Source organism: Mycolicibacterium austroafricanum, assembly GCF_000612725.1.
Lineage (GTDB): Bacteria > Actinomycetota > Actinomycetes > Mycobacteriales > Mycobacteriaceae > Mycobacterium > Mycobacterium austroafricanum.
Map to the genome: position 1 here is coordinate 246,164 of NZ_HG964456.1, position 16,979 is coordinate 263,142.

The window sequence follows — 16,979 nt, forward strand, 5'->3', positions numbered from 1 at the left end:
ATCCATGACGTTGTTTCAGAGCTGGAACTCGGGTAGCTCGACCGTCAAGCCATCCCATGCCTCAGAGGCGGCCATCTGGCACGACAGCCTCGACGTCGGCTGACGCTCGGGGTTCATCGCGAGCATCTCCTCTTCGTTGGCGCCGCAGAGACCTACCGTGTCCGACCACTCGGGAGCGACGATCACGTGGCACGTTCCGCATGCGGCTTCCCCTCCGCAATCGCCGTCGATGCCGGGGACCGCGTTGTTGACCGCGATCTGCATCAAGGACTGCCCTTCGGTCAAGGGGGCTTCGTACTTCTCGCCGTCATGAGAGACGAAGGTGACGACTGCCATGGTTAACTCTCCTCAATCTGGAACTTCTCTGAATTAGTGTTGTCGCGTGTGACCAGCGTCGCTAGGCTCGCAGGAGTCAGATAGTTGTGTTTTTAGCTCACGCGCAGGGAGGCACGTGAAACTCGACGACTCGGGTATGCCAGCGCTGGCTTTCCTGCAGATGCTGGACAGCGAGGCGCTGGGGCATGACGCAAGCAATGCGCTGCGCAGCCTCATGGTTCGCGACCACGTCACCGAGTCGATGTTGGTGGGGCGCGACGCGCAGGTCCCCTTACGGTGGTTCAGGGAGATATACCCCGATTTCGATTGTGATCAGGGAACCCGTCTGGGTTTCGCGTTCGCCGAACACGCCAAACTGACGTCCTTTGGGGCACTCAGTGTTCCCTTGGTCAGCGCGGGCTCGGTAGCCGAGGTTGTCGAGTTGCTTGCTTATCTGCCGGTGATCACCACAGCCCTCAGCCCGTCGTTCCATTCGACGGAACGCGGCCTCACGATCGGGCTCACCGGTCGCACCGGTGACGCGGGCCTGAACTGCCTGGCCGTCACCTACGGTGGGCTGGCGCTGCTGCGTCTGCTCGACATGCTCGCGGGTGCCGTACCGGATATTGAACTGCATCTGAGTCATTCAGCGCCGGAGTCGTGGGTTCTTCATGACGAAGCGTTGGCGGGTCGGATCTTCTTCGACGCCCCCAGCTCGTTCGTCCACGTTCCCGCGGCTACGCTCGAGGAGGTCTGTCGATTCTCCGATCCTGTGGCGTATCGGATTGCCGTCACCGATTTGCAGCGAACTCTCGATCAACGACGTGACACGTCGTTCTCCGAAAAAGTACGGGACCTGTTGGAGAACGATCCCGGACAAACGAACATCAGCCGGACGGCGGGCGAGCTCTCGATATCCCCGAGCACGCTGAAGCGGCGCCTCAGCGAAGAGGGAACCACCTTTCGCGAGTTACGTCAGTCGTTCTTGCAGGAGCGAGCAATTCTGCGACTTCTCGACAGATCGGTGTCTGTAAGCGAGATCGCGGCAGAACTCGGGTACGCGGACCTCACGAACTTCACACATGCCTTTAAACGGTGGACCGGTCGTTCACCGCGCCACTTCAGAAGAACGCGCGACTGAGGGCTATAGATCCGTCCTGGCGTGTGCTGGGCGCCCATCGGAACCGGCGGGCTCCACGATCGGTCGCATCTGTCACGTGGACAGCGTCGAGAAACGACACGAGCGGCGCGGGTTCTGGTCATCCCGGCACCGTCTTGGGAAGAGCCGCAACGACTTTCCAGATTTTTCATACCGCGCTAGGGGCGGGGGTGACTCGGACCGCCGGGCACGCTATGCTAACCGTCGTTCACGTCGGGGTCGGCGTTGAACGCGTGGTCGAGAGGAGCCCGGATGTCACACGACCAGCCGGCCATCATTGGTGCCGCCGAACTCACTCCAGGAAGAAACGTTCCGTACACCTCCACTGAATTGCATGTGCGCGCCGCGGTCGTGGCTCTCGCCGACGCAGGGGTGGCCCCAGACGAGGTCGACGGTCTCGTGTGCGCTGGGCCGATGACGAACGAGGGCTCGGTCTTCCTGTCCGAGGACCTCATGGACTATCTCGGGCTGCACAACCTGAAACTTCAGATGACCTGTCAGCTTGGCGGCGGGACCCATCTGGCCATGACGCGCATGGCGAGTAACGTCATCGCCCGAGGCGAGGCCGAGACGGTGCTGGTCGTGTCGGCGGGCGAGTTTCCGCCGATACGCGATGGCGGGCGCGAACTGATGGCGCTGGTGTGTGACCACGCGTTCGAGATGCCCTACGGACCGTCCGTGCCGGCGCTCTACGGCTTGATCGCGCAGGCCTGGATGCACGAGACAGGACAGGGCAAGGCGGACATCGCCGAGGTCACCGCGTCGCAGGACCGCTGGGCGGCGCTGAACCCCGCGGCGATCGCGCACCGCTCGCAACGCCTGAGCGTGGAGGACGTGCTGGCGTCCCGACCGATCGCCGGGCCGTTCCACTTCTACCACTGCTCGATTCCCTGCGAGGGCGGTGGCGCGCTCGTGCTGGGCTCGGCCCGCCGGGCCCGCCAGGGCAAACACCGGCCGGTACACCTGCTCGGGTTTGGAGAGGGTCACACCCACGGCTTCCTGACCTCGCTGGCCCGCCCCGGTCGTACCGGGGCCGCCCGTTCTGGTCCGATAGCCTTCGAGCGCTCCGGACGGGCGCCGGCCGACATCGACATCGCCTTGCTCTACGACGCCTTCGCCTCAAACCCGGCGATGATCCTGGAGGAGGCGGGCTTCGTGAAGCCCGGCGGGGCAGGCGATTTCTACCGTGACGGCCGCGCCGATCCGGGCGGCGACCTTCCGGTGAACACTGACGGCGGCCTGATCCGGTTCGGGCACACCGGGACCTCCTCTGGCATTTCGCAGATCCTCGAGGGTTATTGGCAGTTGTCCGGTCGCGCCGAGGGCCGTCAGGTCTTCGGGGCGGACACCGCGTTCGTGCACAGCTACGGCTCGATGCTGTGCAGTCACGTCAGCATGGTGATGGAGGGAGCGTCATGACCGCAGCTTCGAGTTCCCTCGACGGTTTGCACGATCCTGAGGCGCTGCCGCCGCTGACCGATGTCAACCGTCCCTACTTCGCAGCAGCGGCCCGCGGCGTACTCGTCTTCCAGCGGTGCGCGAACGGCCACCCGTTCCTCTACCCGCGGCTGGTGTGTCCCGTCTGCCATGACGGTGAGTTGGCCTGGGAGACCGCGGCGGGTACTGGTGAGATCGTCAGTTTCGCGCCGGTGTACCGCCCCCCGTGGGACTCGTTCCCGCGCAGCGAGCCGTACGTCGTCGTGCTCGTTCGTCTGGACGAGGGGCCGCAGTTGTTGGCCAGTCTCGAGGGCGTGGCCCCCGATGAAGTTGCGATCGGCGCAAGAGTGCGCGCAGTGTTCGAGCGGGTGAACGAGGACCTTGGGCTGGTCCGATTCAGGCCGGCGGCGTCGTGAGCACGTACGGGGTCTCGGTGCTCGGCGCGGACTTGGCCACCCTTGTCGAGACCGCCGAGGCTACCGACCTCGCCGGCTTCGACGCCGCCTGGGCCTCGGAGTTCTACTCGCGCTCCGGCTCGATCTCGATGGCCGCGATGGCCGCGCGCACAAAGCGCTGCCGCATCGGGTCGTCGATCCTGTATGGCGTCGGGCGCAGCCCGCTCGTGCTCGCCACCGAGGCGCGTGACCTCGACGAGCTTTCAGGCGGGCGCGTCGTACTCGGGCTCGGCAACGGCACACGCCGCATGATGAGCGACTGGCACGGCGTGGAGGACACCTCCGCTCCCGCTCTGCGCATGGAGGAGCTGGTCCCGCTCGTGCGTCGGATCTGGAACCTGCACGAGGGCCCCGTGCGCCATGAGGGGCGCTTCTACCGGATGAATCTCGTCCCAACCGGCGACGTCGCGCCGCCGAAGCGAGCGATCCCGATCATCACCGCGGGCGTGCGTCCGCGGATGTGCGAGGTGGCAGGGCGCGTAGCCGACGGGTTGGCTGGTCATCCGCTGTTCACCACGGCTTACGTCGAGGAGGTCGCCCGCCCAGCCGTCGTGCGCGGTGCGGAGCGGGCCGGACGCGATCCCGCCGACATTGAGATCGTCTCGATGGTCATCTGCGCGGTGCACGACGACCCACAGATCGCACGTCGTGAGGCCGCGCAGCAGATCGCGTTCTACTCCTCGGTGAAGACCTACGAGCACGTGCTCGACGTCAGCGGTTTCGCCAGGCAGGGAGCGGCCATCCGCGACGCGTTCGCGCGGCGTGACCTGCCGGCCATGTTCGCCGCGGTCACCGACGACATGATCGACGCGATGGCGGTGGCCGGCACCGCCGCCGAGGTCCGAGAAGGGCTGCGCCGCTACGAGGGCGTGCTGGACCACATCGTTCTCTACTCACCCTCGATTGGCCTCGCGCCCGAGCGCATCGCCGAGAACCTCGGCAGCCTCATTCGCGATTGTGCGCCGGCCTTCGCCGGCGGGAAAGGTGACCAGAGTGGCTGACGCATCGCTCATCGGGACGCAACTCGGGAGGACCACGTTTCCCGTCGACCGGTCCAAAGTGCGCGAGTTCGCACTTTCGCTCGGCGACCGCGACCCGGTCTACCAGGACGTCGCGGCCGCCCGCGCCGCCGGCTTCGGCGCGATCCCCGCTCCTCCGACCTTCGTCGTCTCCTCGGCTCACTGGCGCGCCGACGACGACATGTTCGGCGCCCTCGGGCTCGACCTGCGACGCGTACTGCACGGTGAGTGCGGCTGGGAGTATTTCGCGCCGGTGTTCGTCGGCGACGAGCTCACCGAGACTCGTCGGGTGTCGAACGTGACCAGCCGCGAGGGGAAGCGCGGCGGCATCATGACAATCGTGACGATCGAGACCGACTTCACCAACCAGCGCGACGAACTCGTCGTGCGCCAGACCGACGTCTTGATCGAAACCGGAGGCTCCACCCAATGACGACATCCCCCGCGCCGGTGGCGTTGGCCATCGGCGACGAGATGCCGACCTCACAGTTCGGCCCGCTGACGCGCTCGCACATCGTTCGCTACGCCGGCTCCGGCGGCGACTTCAACCCGATCCACCACGACGAAGAGTTCGCCCGCGCGGCCGGCATGCCCGGTGTGTTCGGCATGGGACTGCTGCACGGCGGTGTGCTCGCGCAGCGGCTGACCGCCTGGGTGGGGCTGGCCAACATCCGCTCGTTCCGCATCCGGTTCACCGGTCAGGTATGGCCCGGTGACCTGCTCAGCTTCGGCGGCAGGGTCACCGGCGTGCGCGAGGCCGGAGGGCAGCAGGTGGCAGACCTCGAACTCGTGGTCACGCGCCAGACCGGCGAACCCGCGATAAAGGGGAGCGCCGTCGTGCAGGTGACCCGGTGAGCGCGCCAACGAGCGACGTCACCGGCCTCGGGATGACGTTCGGGACCTTCGACGAAGGCCGGGCGTGGGTCGGTCATCGCTCCGAACCGCGGCATGCGTGGTTCCCGATCGACCGCTCGATGGTGTTGTACTACTGCTCGCTCGTCGAGGACGCGAACCCCCGTTACTGGGAGGGTGAGGACTGCCCGCCCGGGCTGCTGATGAGCCTCGGCTTCGCGCCGCAGTGGGTGCCCGGGTACCTAGCGCGTGCCGACATGATGTTCGCGCTCAGCGTCCCGTTGCCGGGCCACCACATCATCAACGCCTCGACGACGACGGAGTTCGAACGCCGGCCCCGGGTAGGCGATCACGTGTCGATCGTGGAGGAGATCGCCTCGATCTCCGAGCCCAAGACGACGCGGGTGGGCACCGGTGTGTTCATCACCACGGTGAGCACCTTCTCCGACCAGCACGGTGAGGTCATCGGCCGCAACACCAACGTGCTCTTCCGATACGACACCGCCGATAGTGAAGGCGCATCATGAACGACTCCACCGAGCGCAGCATGGTCCGCGTCCCCGTGCGGTTCGAGGACATCGCCGTCGGCGACACCCTGACGCCCGTCTCGATCGAGATCAGCTACAAGCGCATCTGCATGAACGCGGCTTCGACATGGGACTGGTTCCCCGGTCACCACGACCCCGACTACGCGCGCAGCCAGGGCCAGCGCACGATCTACCTGTCAACCCTCTTCTTCCATGGCTTCATCGACCGCGGCCTCAACGAATGGGCCGGACCCGACGCGCTCATCCGGCGCCGCAGAATCTCAATGATCCGGTCGATCTATCCGGGCCAGACCGCAACCCTGAGCGGCAAGGTCGTGGCCAAACGCGACGATGGCGGACGGCGCCTCGTCGACCTCGAGTTGCTCGTCTCGAGCGAAGATGGTCCGTGCGTGCCGAGTGAAGCCACCGTTGAGCTGGCCGACCCGTTTGTCGAGGTGCCGGGGTGAGCTGCCACTCACATGCGAGGCGACGGTGAGGGACGGAGGCTCGGTGGCCGAGCAACCGGTTCGCTACGAGGTCGTCGACAGCGTGGCCTGGCTGACGATCAACCGGCCCGAGGCGCGCAACGCGCTGAACAACGCTGTGCGCACGGGGCTTTTCGACGCGGTACGCCGCTTCAATGACGACGACGCGGCGAAGGTGCTCGTCCTCACCGGCGTGGGCGATAAGGCGTTCTGCGCCGGCGGGGACTTGAAGGAGATGGCGCAGAACGCGCTCAAGGTGCCCCCGAAGGACTTCGCTCCGCAGTTCGGCCGCAACATCGATGTCGCGAAGCCGACGATCGCGGCCGTCAACGGTGTCGCGTTCGCCGGGGGCTTCCTGCTCGCGCAGCAGTGCGACCTGGTCGTGGCTGCCGAACACGCGACCTTCGCCGTCAGCGAGGTCAAAGTCGGCCGCGGGTCGCCGTGGGCGGCACCGCTATCGTGGCTGGTGCCCCCACGCGTTGCCATGCAGATCCTGCTGACCGGCGACCCGATCACCGCCGAGCGCGCCCACCAGGTCGGCTTAGTCAATGAGGTGGTGCCGGCCGATCAGTTGCGCGAGCGTACCCGGCAGTTGGCGCTCAGCATCGCCGCGAACGCACCGCTATCGGTGCTTGCGTCCAAGCGCACCGTGTACCTCTCGGCACAGCACCACCTCGCCGCCGCCTACGACCTGGCCGACGAGATATGGGAGCCGGTCTATCTGAGCGACGACGCGCAGGAAGGCCCGACGGCGTTCCGCGAGAAGCGCGCACCACAGTGGAAGGGACGCTGACATGGCGGTGACCATGCAGTCGGTAATCGCCGACATCGAAGCCGAAACGGCCGCGTTGCGCGAACTCATCGCACCGCTGCCCGAAGGTCCGCGCGGCTGGGACGCGCCGACTCCGGCCGTGGGCTGGGCGATCCGCGACCAGATCAGCCATCTGGCGTTCTTCGACGACGTGGCGGTGCGCTCGGCCACCGACCCCGACGGTTTCAGCAGCGACTACCTGCCGATGATGGCCGACGGAAGCATCTCACCCGACGTCATCGCTGAGCGCTACCGTCAAATGCCGGCTGCCGACCTGCTCGCGTGGTTCGACACGTCGCGTGCAGCCCTCGTTGCGGCGTTCGCGGACATTGCCCCGGCGACCCGCCTGCCGTGGTTCGGGCCGACGATGAGCGCGGTCTCGTCGCTGACAGCGCGACTCATGGAGACCTGGGCGCACGGCCAGGACATCGTCGACGCGCTCGGCGCGACCCGCGAGGCCACGGCACGGCTGCGGCACGTGGCCCACATCGGGGTGGGTGCGCGCGCTTTCAGCTACCTGGCCAACGGTCTGGACCTCCCCGCGGACCCGGTACGCGTCGAGCTGACCGCTCCGGACGGCAGCGTCTGGACGTGGGGGCCAGCCGACGCCGCCAACCGCGTGAGCGGGCCGGCGCTGGACTTTTGCCTGTTGGTGACCCAACGCCGCCACCGCGACGACACCGCTTTGGTCGCCGACGGACCGCTGGCCGACCAGTGGCTCGCGATCGCCCAGGCCTTCGCGGGGCCCCCTGGCGGCGGGCGCGTGGCGGGCCAGTTCGCAGGGGGTCAGCGGTGAGCGTCCCGGTCCGCATCGGCAACTGCTCCGGCTTTTACGGCGACCGCATCGCCGCAGCCCGCGAGATGGTCGAGGGCGGACCGATCGACGTCCTGTGCGGTGACTATCTGGCCGAGCTGACCATGCTCATCCTGGCCAAGGCCCAGGCCAAAGACCCGTCCGGCGGGTACGCGCGGACTTTCCTCACCCAAATGGAACAGGTGCTGGGCACCTGTCTCGATCGTGGCATCAAGGTCGTCGCGAACGCGGGCGGGCTGAATCCCGCCGGCTTGGCCGCCGCGTTGCGCGAGCTGTCCGCACGTCTCGGCCTCACCGCGCGCGTCGCGCACGTCGAGGGCGACGACCTACGTGGCGACCTCCACGCAATCACGCCGCCCGTCGGCGACATCAAACCGGTGTCGGCCAACGCCTACCTCGGCGCCTGGGGCATCACCGAGGCGCTGCATTCGGGCGCCGACGTCGTCGTGACCGGCCGGGTCACCGACGCATCCCTCGTGGTCGGTCCCGCGGCCTGGTGGCACGCCTGGGCACGCGCCGACTGGGATCGGCTCGCGGGTGCGGTCGTCGCCGGGCACGTGATCGAGTGCGGCCCTCAGGCGACGGGCGGCAACTACGCGTTCCTCGACGAGATCACCGACCGCCGCTACCCGGGGTTTCCGATCGCCGAGGTCGCCGAGGACGGCTCTTCGGTGATCACGAAGCATCCCGGCACCGGGGGACTGGTCTCAGTCGGCACGGTCACCGCCCAGCTGCTCTACGAGATCGCTGAACCTGCCTACCTCGGCCCCGACGTCGTCGCCCACTTCGACACCATTCGCCTGGCTCAACAGGGTGAGCACCGTGTCGCGATCAGCGGTACGAAAGGCAGTCCGCCGCCGGACACGTTGAAGGTGGCGCTGAACGAGGTGGGCGGCTTCCGCAACACGATGACCATGGTGCTCACCGGCCTCGACATCGAGGCCAAGGCGGCCTTCGCCGAACAGCAGCTCTTCGACGTTCTCGGCGGACGCGACGCCTTCGACGAAGTCGACGTGCGACTGTTGCGTTTCGACGTCTCCGATGCGCCGACGAACGAGCAAGCCTGCGCGCACCTGCGTGTGACGGTGAAGGACGCCGACCCGCGAAAGGTGGGCCGAGCCTTCTCCGGCGGGGTCATGGAGATCGCCCTGGCTGGTTTCGCCGGCTTCCACACCACCACGCCACCGTCCTCGGAGACCGCGTTCGGCGTCTACCGGCCGGCCTACGTTCCGCGCTCGGCCCTCACGCACGTGCTCGTCGACGCCGACGGCAATCGGCACGTGATCCCTGACCCGCCGACCGGTGCGGTCCCGCCGGCTGGGATCGCCCCGCCCGCGAAGCTGCCGGCGCCATCCGGGCCGACGCGGCTCGCGCCGCTCGGGTCGGTACTCGGTGCGCGGTCCGGAGATAAGGGCGGCAACGCCAACCTCGGACTGTGGGCACGCGACGACCCCGGTTACGCGTGGGCGCGCGAGTACCTGAGCGTCGAGCGGCTGCGCACACTGCTCGGGCCGGAGACGGCGCACCTGCGCATCGAGCGCTTCGAACTGCCGAACCTGCGCGCGCTCAACGTGGTGGTGCACGGCTTGCTCGGTGACGGGGTGGCCTCCTCGACCCGGCCGGACGCGCAGGCCAAGGGGCTCGGGGAGTACGTGCGATCCCGAGTGGTGGACGTTCCCGAATCGCTGCTCGACACACACTAAATCCGGTGCGGGGCGCCGTCTACCTGCTGTGTAACCGCGCGGCTGAACAGCGCCGCAACGGCCGCGGCGGCCAGCATCGCCTCAATCGTCGCGTCGTCCAGCGACGCCGGCATGTACGCGGACGCGTTGAGCAATGACAGCACGGCGGCGACCAGGCCCTGTGCGCGCTCACGGTCCAGATCGCCCCGTGCTCGTACGAGCGCGTCGACCCAGAAGGACTCGTACCTGTGCTGTCGGCGTCGCAGGGCACGGGTCGCCAGCGGCGACAGCGAGCGGTGCTCGCGGGCGTAGACGGCCAACAGGCCGCGTCGTCGCGCGCCGAAGGCCGCGTGTAGGTCGACAAGGGCGTGCAGGACCTCCGTCGGTGTGCCGGCGTTGGTGGCGCGCCGGGCGCCGGCCAGCAGCTCAGTCATGGCGGCGTCGCATAACTCGCGCAGGATCGCGTCCTTGTTCTGAAAGTGCCGGTAGACGGCCGGCCCGCTCACCCCTGCTGCGGCACCGATGTCGTCGATGCCCACGGCGTGAAAGCCTTGCCGCGCGAACAGGTCGGCGGCGGCCTCGAGGAGCAGTTTGCGGCGCAAACCGGCCACTTTCAGGCCTCCTGTCGATTTGTGGTTACGTTGTTCGCCGTCCGATCCGCTGGGCCGGGCTGGGATCCTACCGGCGCTGGGGTTGCCTGCGTCGGCACCCGCCGCACCAAATCAAGGGAGGTGAACGAAACCGCTAGCCCCCGCCGATGCTGTCGCATCCTCTTCTCAGTTCATGATTTAGGGGCCCTGCTTCGAACCCGCGATGTGCAGCGGCACGACTCAGCGCAAAACGACTCCGCCCTCGATGCCCGTGAACTGCGCGCGCAGCTCGGTCTTGAGCAGCTTGCCGGTGGCATTGCGCGGCAGTTCGGCGACGAAGTGCACGTCACGCGGACACTTGAAGTGTGCCAGCCGCTCCCGGCACCACGCTACGATCTCCTCGGCGCTCGGCGCCTGTGTCGCCGGGTCGGCGACCACGACCGCGACGACGCGTTCGCCCCACTTCGCGTCCTTACCGCCGATCACGGCGGCGTCGAACACCGCCGGGTGGCGGAAGAGAACCTGCTCGACCTCGATCGGGTAGACGTTCTCGCCGCCGGAGATGATCATGTCCTTCTTGCGGTCGACGAGGGTGATGAAGCCCTCGGCGTCCATGCGCCCGAGGTCGCCCGTGTGGAACCAGCCCCCGCGTAACGCCTCGGCGCTCGCCTCGGCCTTCATCCAGTAGCCGGTGAACACATTCGGGCCGCGCACGATCAGTTCGCCCACGGTGTCGGTCGCGACGTCGCGGTCGTCGTCGTCGACGATGCGGGCGTCGACATGCATTGCGACGCGGCCGATCGACCCGGCCCGCGTGCTGACGTTCTCGGCGTCGAGGACGGTCACCAAGGGAGCGGTCTCGGTCATGCCGAAGCCCTCGGTGAAGGGCACGCCTCGCTCGCGCATGAAGTCGATGACCGTGAGGGGGACGGGCGACCCGCCGCCCATGGCGAAACGCAGCGCAGACAGGTTGAAGGAGTCGAAGTCGGGCACCTGTGTGAGTGCGGTCCACATGGCCGGCACCATGAACTGGACCGTGACGTGGTGGTCGGCCATCGCCTGTAACGTCGCTCGCGGCTCGAAGGACGGCATGATCACGCTGGTGCCGCCGACGTACAACAGCGGCAGGGTGTGTACTCCCAGCCCGCCGATGTGGAACATCGGCGCCACCGCGACGGTGACGTCCTCGCCCCGCAGGCCGATGTCGGTGCCGAGGACGTTGATCGCGTTCCATAGCAGGTTGTCGTGGGTGAGGATCGCGCCCTTGGGTCGGCCCGTCGTCCCCGACGTGTACATGATGAACGCGGGGTCGCGGCCGTCGACGTCACCGTTGAGCGGTTCGGGCGCGGCGCCCGAGACGACGTCTTCGTAGCCGAGCTCGCCCGGCGCCGGCACCCCACCGGCGCGCACGACATGGCGCACGCGGACTCCGGACTCGGTGACGGCGCTCCTGGCCTGCGCGGCGAACGGCTCGTGGAAGACCAGAACATCGGCGCCTGAGTCGGCCAGGATGTAGCCGATCTCGGGTCCGGCAAGGCGCACGTTGAGCGGAACTGCAAGTGCGCCGATTTTGGCGCAGCCCAGCAGCACCTCGATGAACTCGGTCGAATTGACCAGCAGCATCGCGACCCGATCGCCCTTGCGCACGCCGAGGGCGATGAGTGCGGCGGCGACCTGGTTGGTGCGCCGATCGAGGTCGGCGTAGGTGATGTGCGCGCCGTTGCTGATCAACGCGGTGCGCCCGCCGTTGAGGAAGGCGCGCCGGCTCACCCACTGACCGATGCCGAGTTGCATTCGATTCCCTTTCATTCCGCGGCGACTCAGTAGGACGCGGGCAGTTTCAGGCTGTGCTGCGCCACGAAGTTGAGGATCATTTCGCGGCTGATCGGCGCGGTGCGCATGAGCCGGGCCGGACCCCACAACGTGGCGAGGCCGTACTCGGTGGCCATGCCGTTGCCGCCGTGGGTTTGAATCGCCTGGTCGAGCGCCAGGATGCCCGCCTCGGCTGCGGCATATTTCGCCATGTTCGACGCCTCACCCGACCCCGGATCGCCGGCGTCGTGCAGGGAGGCGGCACGCTGAGTCATCAACCGGGCCAGCTCAACCTGGATCTTGGCGTGGGCGAGCGGGTGCGATACGCCTTGGTGCGAGCCGATCGGCGTTCCCCACACGTGGCGGTTGCGGGCGTAATCGGCGGCTTTATCCAGCGCGTAGCGACCGATGCCGTTGCCGAGCGCCGCCCCCATGATTCGCTCCGGGTTCAGGCCCATGAAGACCTGGCGCAGGCCCTCGTTCTCCGCGCCGATAAGGTTGGCGGCCGGCACGCGGACGTCATCGAAGAATAGAGTGAACTGCTTCTCTGGAGTGACCGCCTGCACCGGGATGAGTGACTTGGTGAGCCCGGGGACATCGGTGGGCACGACGAGCAAGCTGAGTAGTCCGCGACCACTGTCGTTGGTAGACGTTCGGGTGACGACCAGGATCGCTTCGGCTTCGTCGACACCAGAAATGTAGTACTTGGTGCCGTTGATGACCCAGTCGTCGCCGTCGCGTTTCGCGGTCGTGGAGATGTTGTGCGAGTTCGAGCCCGCGTCCGGCTCGGTGATCGCGAATGCCATGATCGTCTCGCCGCTGGCGATGCCCGGCAGCCACTGCTGCTTGAGTTCCTCACTGCCGAATGCCTGGATGATCGTGCCGCAGATGGTCGGCGAGACGACGGTCATCAGCAGCGGGCAGCCCGCCGCGGCGAGCTCCTCACCGACGATCTGCATGTCGTAGATGCCGCCGCCGCCGCCGCCGTACTGCTCGGAAAGGTTCACCCCGAGGAAGCCCTGTTTGCCCACGGCCTGCCACAGCTCGGTGCTCTTCCCGCCGGCCAGCGACTTTTCCAGGTAGTACTCGTGTCCGAAGTCCTTGGCGATCTCGGCGACCGCCTTGCGCAGGTCCTGACGTTCCTCTGTCTCGTGCAATTCCATGACACTCCTCACATCGGTATCGACGCGCCACCGATCGGGAGCGCGCCGGCTTCATTAGAGCTCCGTGGCGTCCGACGCCACTTCACCGCCGTCCACCGCCTCGACCACGGCGAGGACGTCACCGCTCGAGACCTGATGGCCGACCTGGACCGGCAGGGCGCTCAGCACCCCGTCGATCGGGCTCGCGACGGTGTGCTCCATCTTCATCGCCTCCAGGACGACGAGCGTTTGACCGGCTGACACCGTCTCGCCCTCGGCGACCGGTAGTCGGATCACCGAGCCCGGCATCGGCGCGGTGAGCGACCCGGGCGGGTTCAGAGTGCTCGGGTCGACGAAGCGTGGCGCCAGCCGCAGGGCGGAGTAGCCGGCGACCGAGTCGAGGTGGGCAACATCGCCGTCGAGGACGACATCATAAGTGCGGCGCACCCCGTCGACGCGCAGCACCACCCGCTCGCTACTGCCCTCGACAACCTCGACGTCGGCCAACGGCTCGTCGTCGACCTGCAGGCAGGTCCCTGTCGAACCTAACGTGTACCCGACGCGCACTTCGCGCCCGCCCTGGGTCTGCCAGGTTGTGGTCTGCGGCTGCGAAGGGTTGTTGCGCCAGCCGGCGGGCAACGTGGCCTGCAGAGTTGCGACGGCACGCCGCGCGGCCACCCCGGCCACGGTCGCCGCGACGGCGTGCAGGCGCTCGGACTGCGTGTCTGGGAGGGCAGCGCCGAGTTGGGCGACGTCGTGTCGGTCAAGGAACCCAGTGTCGGTGCCCCGCCCGGCGAACTCGTCATGGCGCAGGACGCGAACAAGCAGGTTGCGATTGGTGGTCACGCCGTGAATACGGGCGCCGGCCAGCGCCGCCGAGAGGCTGGCAAGTGCCTCGTCGCGCGTTGGTGCCCACGCGATGACCTTGGCCAGCAGCGAATCGTAGTAATGACTGATGACCGAACCGGCACGAAAACCCGAGTCAACCCGCACGCCGGCAAGCGCCGGGACATCCAAGGTGCGCAGGGTGCCGGTACAGGGCCGGTAGTCATCGGCCGGATCCTCGGCGCACAGCCGGGCCTCGACCGCGTGACCGCGAATTCGCGGGTTGTGCATCTCCTCAGGCAGCGGGCGGCCCATGGCTACGAGCAGCTGGGCACGCACCAGGTCGAGGCCGGTGATCAGCTCGGTAACCGGGTGCTCGACCTGCAGCCGGGTGTTCATCTCTAGGAAGGCGAAGGAGTCGGCTTTGCCATCCTGAGCGGCGTCGTAGACGAACTCGACCGTCCCGGCGCCTACGTAGCCGACGGCGCGCGCGGCGGCGATGGCGGCCTCGCTCATCCGAGCGCGCAACGCGTCGTCGACGACCGGTGACGGCGCCTCCTCGATCACCTTCTGGTGTCGACGCTGCACGGAGCACTCGCGCTCGAACAGAGAGACGACGTTTCCGTGCGTGTCGGCCATGATCTGGATCTCGACGTGGCGTGGGCGCTGGACGTAACGCTCGAGGAAGACGGTGCCGTCGGCGAACGCGGCGGCGGCCTCACGCGAAGCGGAGGTGACCGCTTCGTCGAGCTCGTCCGGCGACGCGACAATGCGCATGCCTCGGCCACCGCCGCCGGCGCTGGCCTTGACCAGCACGGGGTAGCCGACGTCGGCGGCCAGCTTCGCCAGCTGCTCGGCCGATAGCCCCGTCGTGTCGCCACCGGGCAGCACAGGCACCCCCGCGTCGGACATCGTCTTCTTGGCCTGCAGCTTCGAGCCCATCGCGTCGATCGCCCCGGGCGGCGGACCGATGAAGACGAGGTCGGCGGCGGCACAGGCGCGCGCGAACCCGGCGTTTTCCGAAAGGAAGCCGTAGCCGGGGTGTACTGCGTCCGCGCCGGTGAGCGAGGCAGCGGCGATGATCCGGTGGATGTCGAGGTAGGTCTCGGCGGCAGACGAGCCGGGAAGGTGCACGGCCTCGTCGGCGTCGGCGACGTGCCACGCGTCGGCGTCGGCGTCGGAATAGACCGCGACGGTGGCGATCCCGAGATCGCGGCAAGTGCGGAACACCCGCCGCGCGATCTCGCCACGGTTGGCGACCAGGACCTTGCGGATCTTGGGCATCGCCATCACATCCGGAACACGCCGTAGCCACGCTGGCCACGGACCTCGCCGTTGTGGATCACCGACAGGCAGAACCCGAGAACGGTCCGCGTATCGCGGGGATCGATGATCCCGTCGTCGTAAAGTCGGCCGCTGTTGGCCAGTGCGACGGATTCGCGCTCGATCTGTTCCTCGACGGCGGCGCGCATCTGGGCGTCGGCCTGCTCGTCGAAGGGCAGCCCGCGGTCGGCGGCGGACTCGCGCGCCACGATGGACAGCACTCCGGCCAGTTGCGCCGGACCCATCACGGCCGACTTCGAGTTAGGCCAAGCGAATAGGAAACGCGGTGAGTACGATCGCCCGCACATGCCGTAGTTCCCGGCACCGTAGGACGCACCCATGGTGATGGTCACGTGGGGGACCGTGCTGTTTGATACGGCGTTGATCATCTTGGCGCCGTCCTTGATGATGCCGCCCTGTTCGTACTCGGCACCGACCATGAAACCGGTGGTGTTCTGCAGGAAGATGAGGGGGGTGTCGATCTGATTTGCCAGTTGGATGAACTGCGAACCTTTCTCGGCCTCCTCACTGAACAGGATGCCCCGTGCGTTTGCGAGGATGCCGACCGGGAAGCCGTGGATCGAGGCCCAGCCGGTGACGAGTGACGTGCCGTAGAGAGGTTTGAACTCGTCGAAGGCCGAGCCGTCGACCACTCGGGCGATGACGTCGCGGGGGTCGAAGGGCACCTTCGGATCGACCGACGCGATGCCGAGCAGCTGATCGGGGTCGTGCACCGGTGGGTGCGGCGGCGTGGTGGGTCCGGGGCCGTTCTTCCGCCAGTTGAGCCGCGCCATGATGCGACGGCCGATGCGGATCGCATCCTGCTCGTCCTCGGCCATGTAATCGGCCAGCCCCGAGGTGCGGGCGTGCATGTCGGCGCCGCCGAGCGACTCGTCATCGGAGACCTCGCCCGTGGCCATCTTGACCAGCGGCGGACCGCCGAGGAACACCTTGGAACGGTTGCGCACCATCACGACGTAGTCGCACATGCCCGGGACGTACGCACCTCCCGCGGTCGAGTTGCCGAAGACCAGGGCCAGTGTCGGCAGCCCCGCTGCGCTGTGCTGGGTCAAGTCGTGGAACAGCTGTCCGCCGGGCACGAAGATCTCTGCCTGTGTGGGCAGGTCGGCGCCGCCAGATTCGACGATGTTGATGATGGGCAGTCGGTTCTCCCGCGCGATGGCCATGCCGCGGAACACCTTGCGGAAGGTATAAGGGTTCGATGCGCCGCCGCGGACGGTGGGGTCGTGGGCGATGATCATCGACTCGATGCCCTCGACCACGCCGATGCCTACCACCACGCTACCGCCGACGGGGAACTTACTGCCCCAGGCGGCGAAGGGGCATAGTTCGAGGAACGCCGTGTCGGGGTCGAGCATCAGCTCGATGCGCTCGCGGACAAGCAGCTTGCCCCGCTTACGGTGGCGCGCAACGTATTTCGCGCCGCCGCCGCCGTTGACCAGCGCCAGTTGCTCCGCGATGGTGTCGAGTTGCGCGCTCAGTCCTTCGCGGTTCTTGAGATAGCCGGGCGCGGTGTCGTCGACCCGATCGGGCAGGACCTGTACCAAAGTTTTCCTTCCGGGCGAGCATCGACGTCGATCTACTAGGCGCTGATGTTAGCCGCAATTAACATCAGGTGACAACGGCGCAGGCGGGCGTCGGATTTGTTCCGCGCCGTGGTTCCGTCGAATGGCGAGGATCGAAGCGGTGCGTTCGCTGCAGATCGAGCGA

The 16,979-nt window shown here is 67.5% G+C and carries 17 protein-coding genes; 11 read left to right on the forward strand and 6 right to left on the reverse strand.

Features of this window, described 5'->3' with window-relative positions; genetic code table 11:
- Positions 1-15: 15 nt before the first annotated feature.
- The gene (locus tag BN976_RS23700) at positions 16-336 is read right to left on the reverse strand and encodes a 2Fe-2S iron-sulfur cluster-binding protein (protein WP_036374609.1); all 321 of its coding nucleotides are present in this window, start codon (positions 334-336) and stop codon (positions 16-18) included.
- A 115-nt stretch (positions 337-451) separates the two neighbouring features.
- Here BN976_RS23700 and BN976_RS23705 point away from each other — a divergent pair, with 115 nt between their 5' ends.
- The 11 genes from BN976_RS23705 to BN976_RS23755 all read left to right on the forward strand — a co-directional run bounded on the left by BN976_RS23705 (position 452) and on the right by BN976_RS23755 (position 9,577).
- A complete protein-coding gene (locus tag BN976_RS23705; RefSeq protein WP_036374611.1) occupies positions 452-1,456 on the forward strand; it encodes a helix-turn-helix domain-containing protein in 1,005 nt (334 codons plus the stop codon).
- Positions 1,457-1,726: 270 nt separating this feature from the next.
- Positions 1,727-2,893 carry a thiolase family protein gene (locus tag BN976_RS23710; RefSeq protein ID WP_036374614.1) on the forward strand — a complete coding sequence of 389 codons (1,167 nt, stop codon included), beginning with the start codon at positions 1,727-1,729 and terminating at the stop codon, positions 2,891-2,893.
- Positions 2,890-3,327 (forward strand): Zn-ribbon domain-containing OB-fold protein, encoded by a 438-nt coding sequence (locus tag BN976_RS23715; protein ID WP_005061010.1) that lies wholly within the window; start codon positions 2,890-2,892, stop codon positions 3,325-3,327. The genes BN976_RS23710 and BN976_RS23715 overlap by 4 nt, the downstream gene beginning before the upstream one ends.
- Entirely contained in the window at positions 3,324-4,367 is a 1,044-nt protein-coding gene (locus BN976_RS23720) for an LLM class flavin-dependent oxidoreductase (protein WP_036374621.1), read from the forward strand. The genes BN976_RS23715 and BN976_RS23720 overlap by 4 nt, the downstream gene beginning before the upstream one ends.
- On the forward strand, positions 4,360-4,818 hold the full coding sequence (locus tag BN976_RS23725) for an FAS1-like dehydratase domain-containing protein (RefSeq protein ID WP_036374624.1): 459 nt from the start codon (positions 4,360-4,362) through the stop codon (positions 4,816-4,818). The genes BN976_RS23720 and BN976_RS23725 overlap by 8 nt, the downstream gene beginning before the upstream one ends.
- Positions 4,815-5,240 carry a dihydroxy-acid dehydratase gene (locus BN976_RS23730; protein ID WP_011560594.1) on the forward strand — a complete coding sequence of 142 codons (426 nt, stop codon included), beginning with the start codon at positions 4,815-4,817 and terminating at the stop codon, positions 5,238-5,240. Before BN976_RS23725 ends, BN976_RS23730 begins: the two co-directional genes overlap by 4 nt.
- A gap of 32 nt (positions 5,241-5,272) precedes the next feature.
- Positions 5,273-5,764, forward strand: a complete 492-nt coding sequence (locus BN976_RS23735; protein ID WP_017205330.1) for an FAS1-like dehydratase domain-containing protein — start codon at positions 5,273-5,275, stop codon at positions 5,762-5,764.
- Positions 5,761-6,231, forward strand: coding sequence for a hotdog family protein (locus tag BN976_RS23740; protein WP_011560592.1), 471 nt, complete (start codon positions 5,761-5,763; stop codon positions 6,229-6,231). Before BN976_RS23735 ends, BN976_RS23740 begins: the two co-directional genes overlap by 4 nt.
- 43 nt (positions 6,232-6,274) lie before the next feature.
- Positions 6,275-7,042: an enoyl-CoA hydratase/isomerase family protein gene (locus BN976_RS23745; protein ID WP_011560591.1), complete on the forward strand. Its 768-nt coding sequence runs from the start codon at positions 6,275-6,277 to the stop codon at positions 7,040-7,042.
- A gap of 1 nt (position 7,043) precedes the next feature.
- Complete coding sequence (locus BN976_RS23750; protein ID WP_011560590.1) at positions 7,044-7,856, forward strand: TIGR03084 family metal-binding protein; 813 nt, start codon at positions 7,044-7,046, stop codon at positions 7,854-7,856.
- Positions 7,853-9,577, forward strand: a complete 1,725-nt coding sequence (locus tag BN976_RS23755) for an acyclic terpene utilization AtuA family protein (RefSeq protein ID WP_011560589.1) — start codon at positions 7,853-7,855, stop codon at positions 9,575-9,577. Before BN976_RS23750 ends, BN976_RS23755 begins: the two co-directional genes overlap by 4 nt.
- Here BN976_RS23755 and BN976_RS23760 read toward each other — a convergent pair.
- The 5 genes from BN976_RS23760 to BN976_RS23780 form a co-directional block, all read right to left on the reverse strand.
- The gene (locus BN976_RS23760) at positions 9,574-10,167 is read right to left on the reverse strand and encodes a TetR/AcrR family transcriptional regulator (protein ID WP_011560588.1); all 594 of its coding nucleotides are present in this window, start codon (positions 10,165-10,167) and stop codon (positions 9,574-9,576) included. The genes BN976_RS23755 and BN976_RS23760 overlap by 4 nt on opposite strands.
- Positions 10,168-10,386: 219 nt before the next feature.
- Positions 10,387-11,940, reverse strand: coding sequence for an acyl-CoA synthetase (locus BN976_RS23765; RefSeq protein WP_011560587.1), 1,554 nt, complete (start codon positions 11,938-11,940; stop codon positions 10,387-10,389).
- A 26-nt stretch (positions 11,941-11,966) separates the two neighbouring features.
- A complete protein-coding gene (locus BN976_RS23770; protein ID WP_011560586.1) occupies positions 11,967-13,121 on the reverse strand; it encodes an acyl-CoA dehydrogenase family protein in 1,155 nt (384 codons plus the stop codon).
- Between the two features lie 54 nt (positions 13,122-13,175).
- On the reverse strand, positions 13,176-15,209 hold the full coding sequence (locus tag BN976_RS23775) for an ATP-binding protein (RefSeq protein WP_005116476.1): 2,034 nt from the start codon (positions 15,207-15,209) through the stop codon (positions 13,176-13,178).
- 5 nt (positions 15,210-15,214) lie between these two features.
- Entirely contained in the window at positions 15,215-16,816 is a 1,602-nt protein-coding gene (locus BN976_RS23780) for an acyl-CoA carboxylase subunit beta (RefSeq protein WP_011560585.1), read from the reverse strand.
- Positions 16,817-16,979 lie beyond the last annotated feature (163 nt).

What these genes read in the sequence shown, in the direction of transcription:
- BN976_RS23775 (WP_005116476.1), bottom strand. Translation starts at nt 15,209, where the DNA reads ATGCCCAAGATCCGCAAGGTCCTGGTCGCCAACCGTGGCGAGATCGCG.
- BN976_RS23715 (WP_005061010.1), top strand. Translation starts at nt 2,890, where the DNA reads ATGACCGCAGCTTCGAGTTCCCTCGACGGTTTGCACGATCCTGAGGCG.
- BN976_RS23710 (WP_036374614.1), top strand. Translation starts at nt 1,727, where the DNA reads ATGTCACACGACCAGCCGGCCATCATTGGTGCCGCCGAACTCACTCCA.
- BN976_RS23730 (WP_011560594.1), top strand. Translation starts at nt 4,815, where the DNA reads ATGACGACATCCCCCGCGCCGGTGGCGTTGGCCATCGGCGACGAGATG.
- BN976_RS23770 (WP_011560586.1), bottom strand. Translation starts at nt 13,121, where the DNA reads ATGGAATTGCACGAGACAGAGGAACGTCAGGACCTGCGCAAGGCGGTC.
- BN976_RS23740 (WP_011560592.1), top strand. Translation starts at nt 5,761, where the DNA reads ATGAACGACTCCACCGAGCGCAGCATGGTCCGCGTCCCCGTGCGGTTC.
- BN976_RS23700 (WP_036374609.1), bottom strand. Translation starts at nt 336, where the DNA reads ATGGCAGTCGTCACCTTCGTCTCTCATGACGGCGAGAAGTACGAAGCC.
- BN976_RS23750 (WP_011560590.1), top strand. Translation starts at nt 7,044, where the DNA reads ATGGCGGTGACCATGCAGTCGGTAATCGCCGACATCGAAGCCGAAACG.
- BN976_RS23735 (WP_017205330.1), top strand. Translation starts at nt 5,273, where the DNA reads ATGACGTTCGGGACCTTCGACGAAGGCCGGGCGTGGGTCGGTCATCGC.
- BN976_RS23765 (WP_011560587.1), bottom strand. Translation starts at nt 11,940, where the DNA reads ATGCAACTCGGCATCGGTCAGTGGGTGAGCCGGCGCGCCTTCCTCAAC.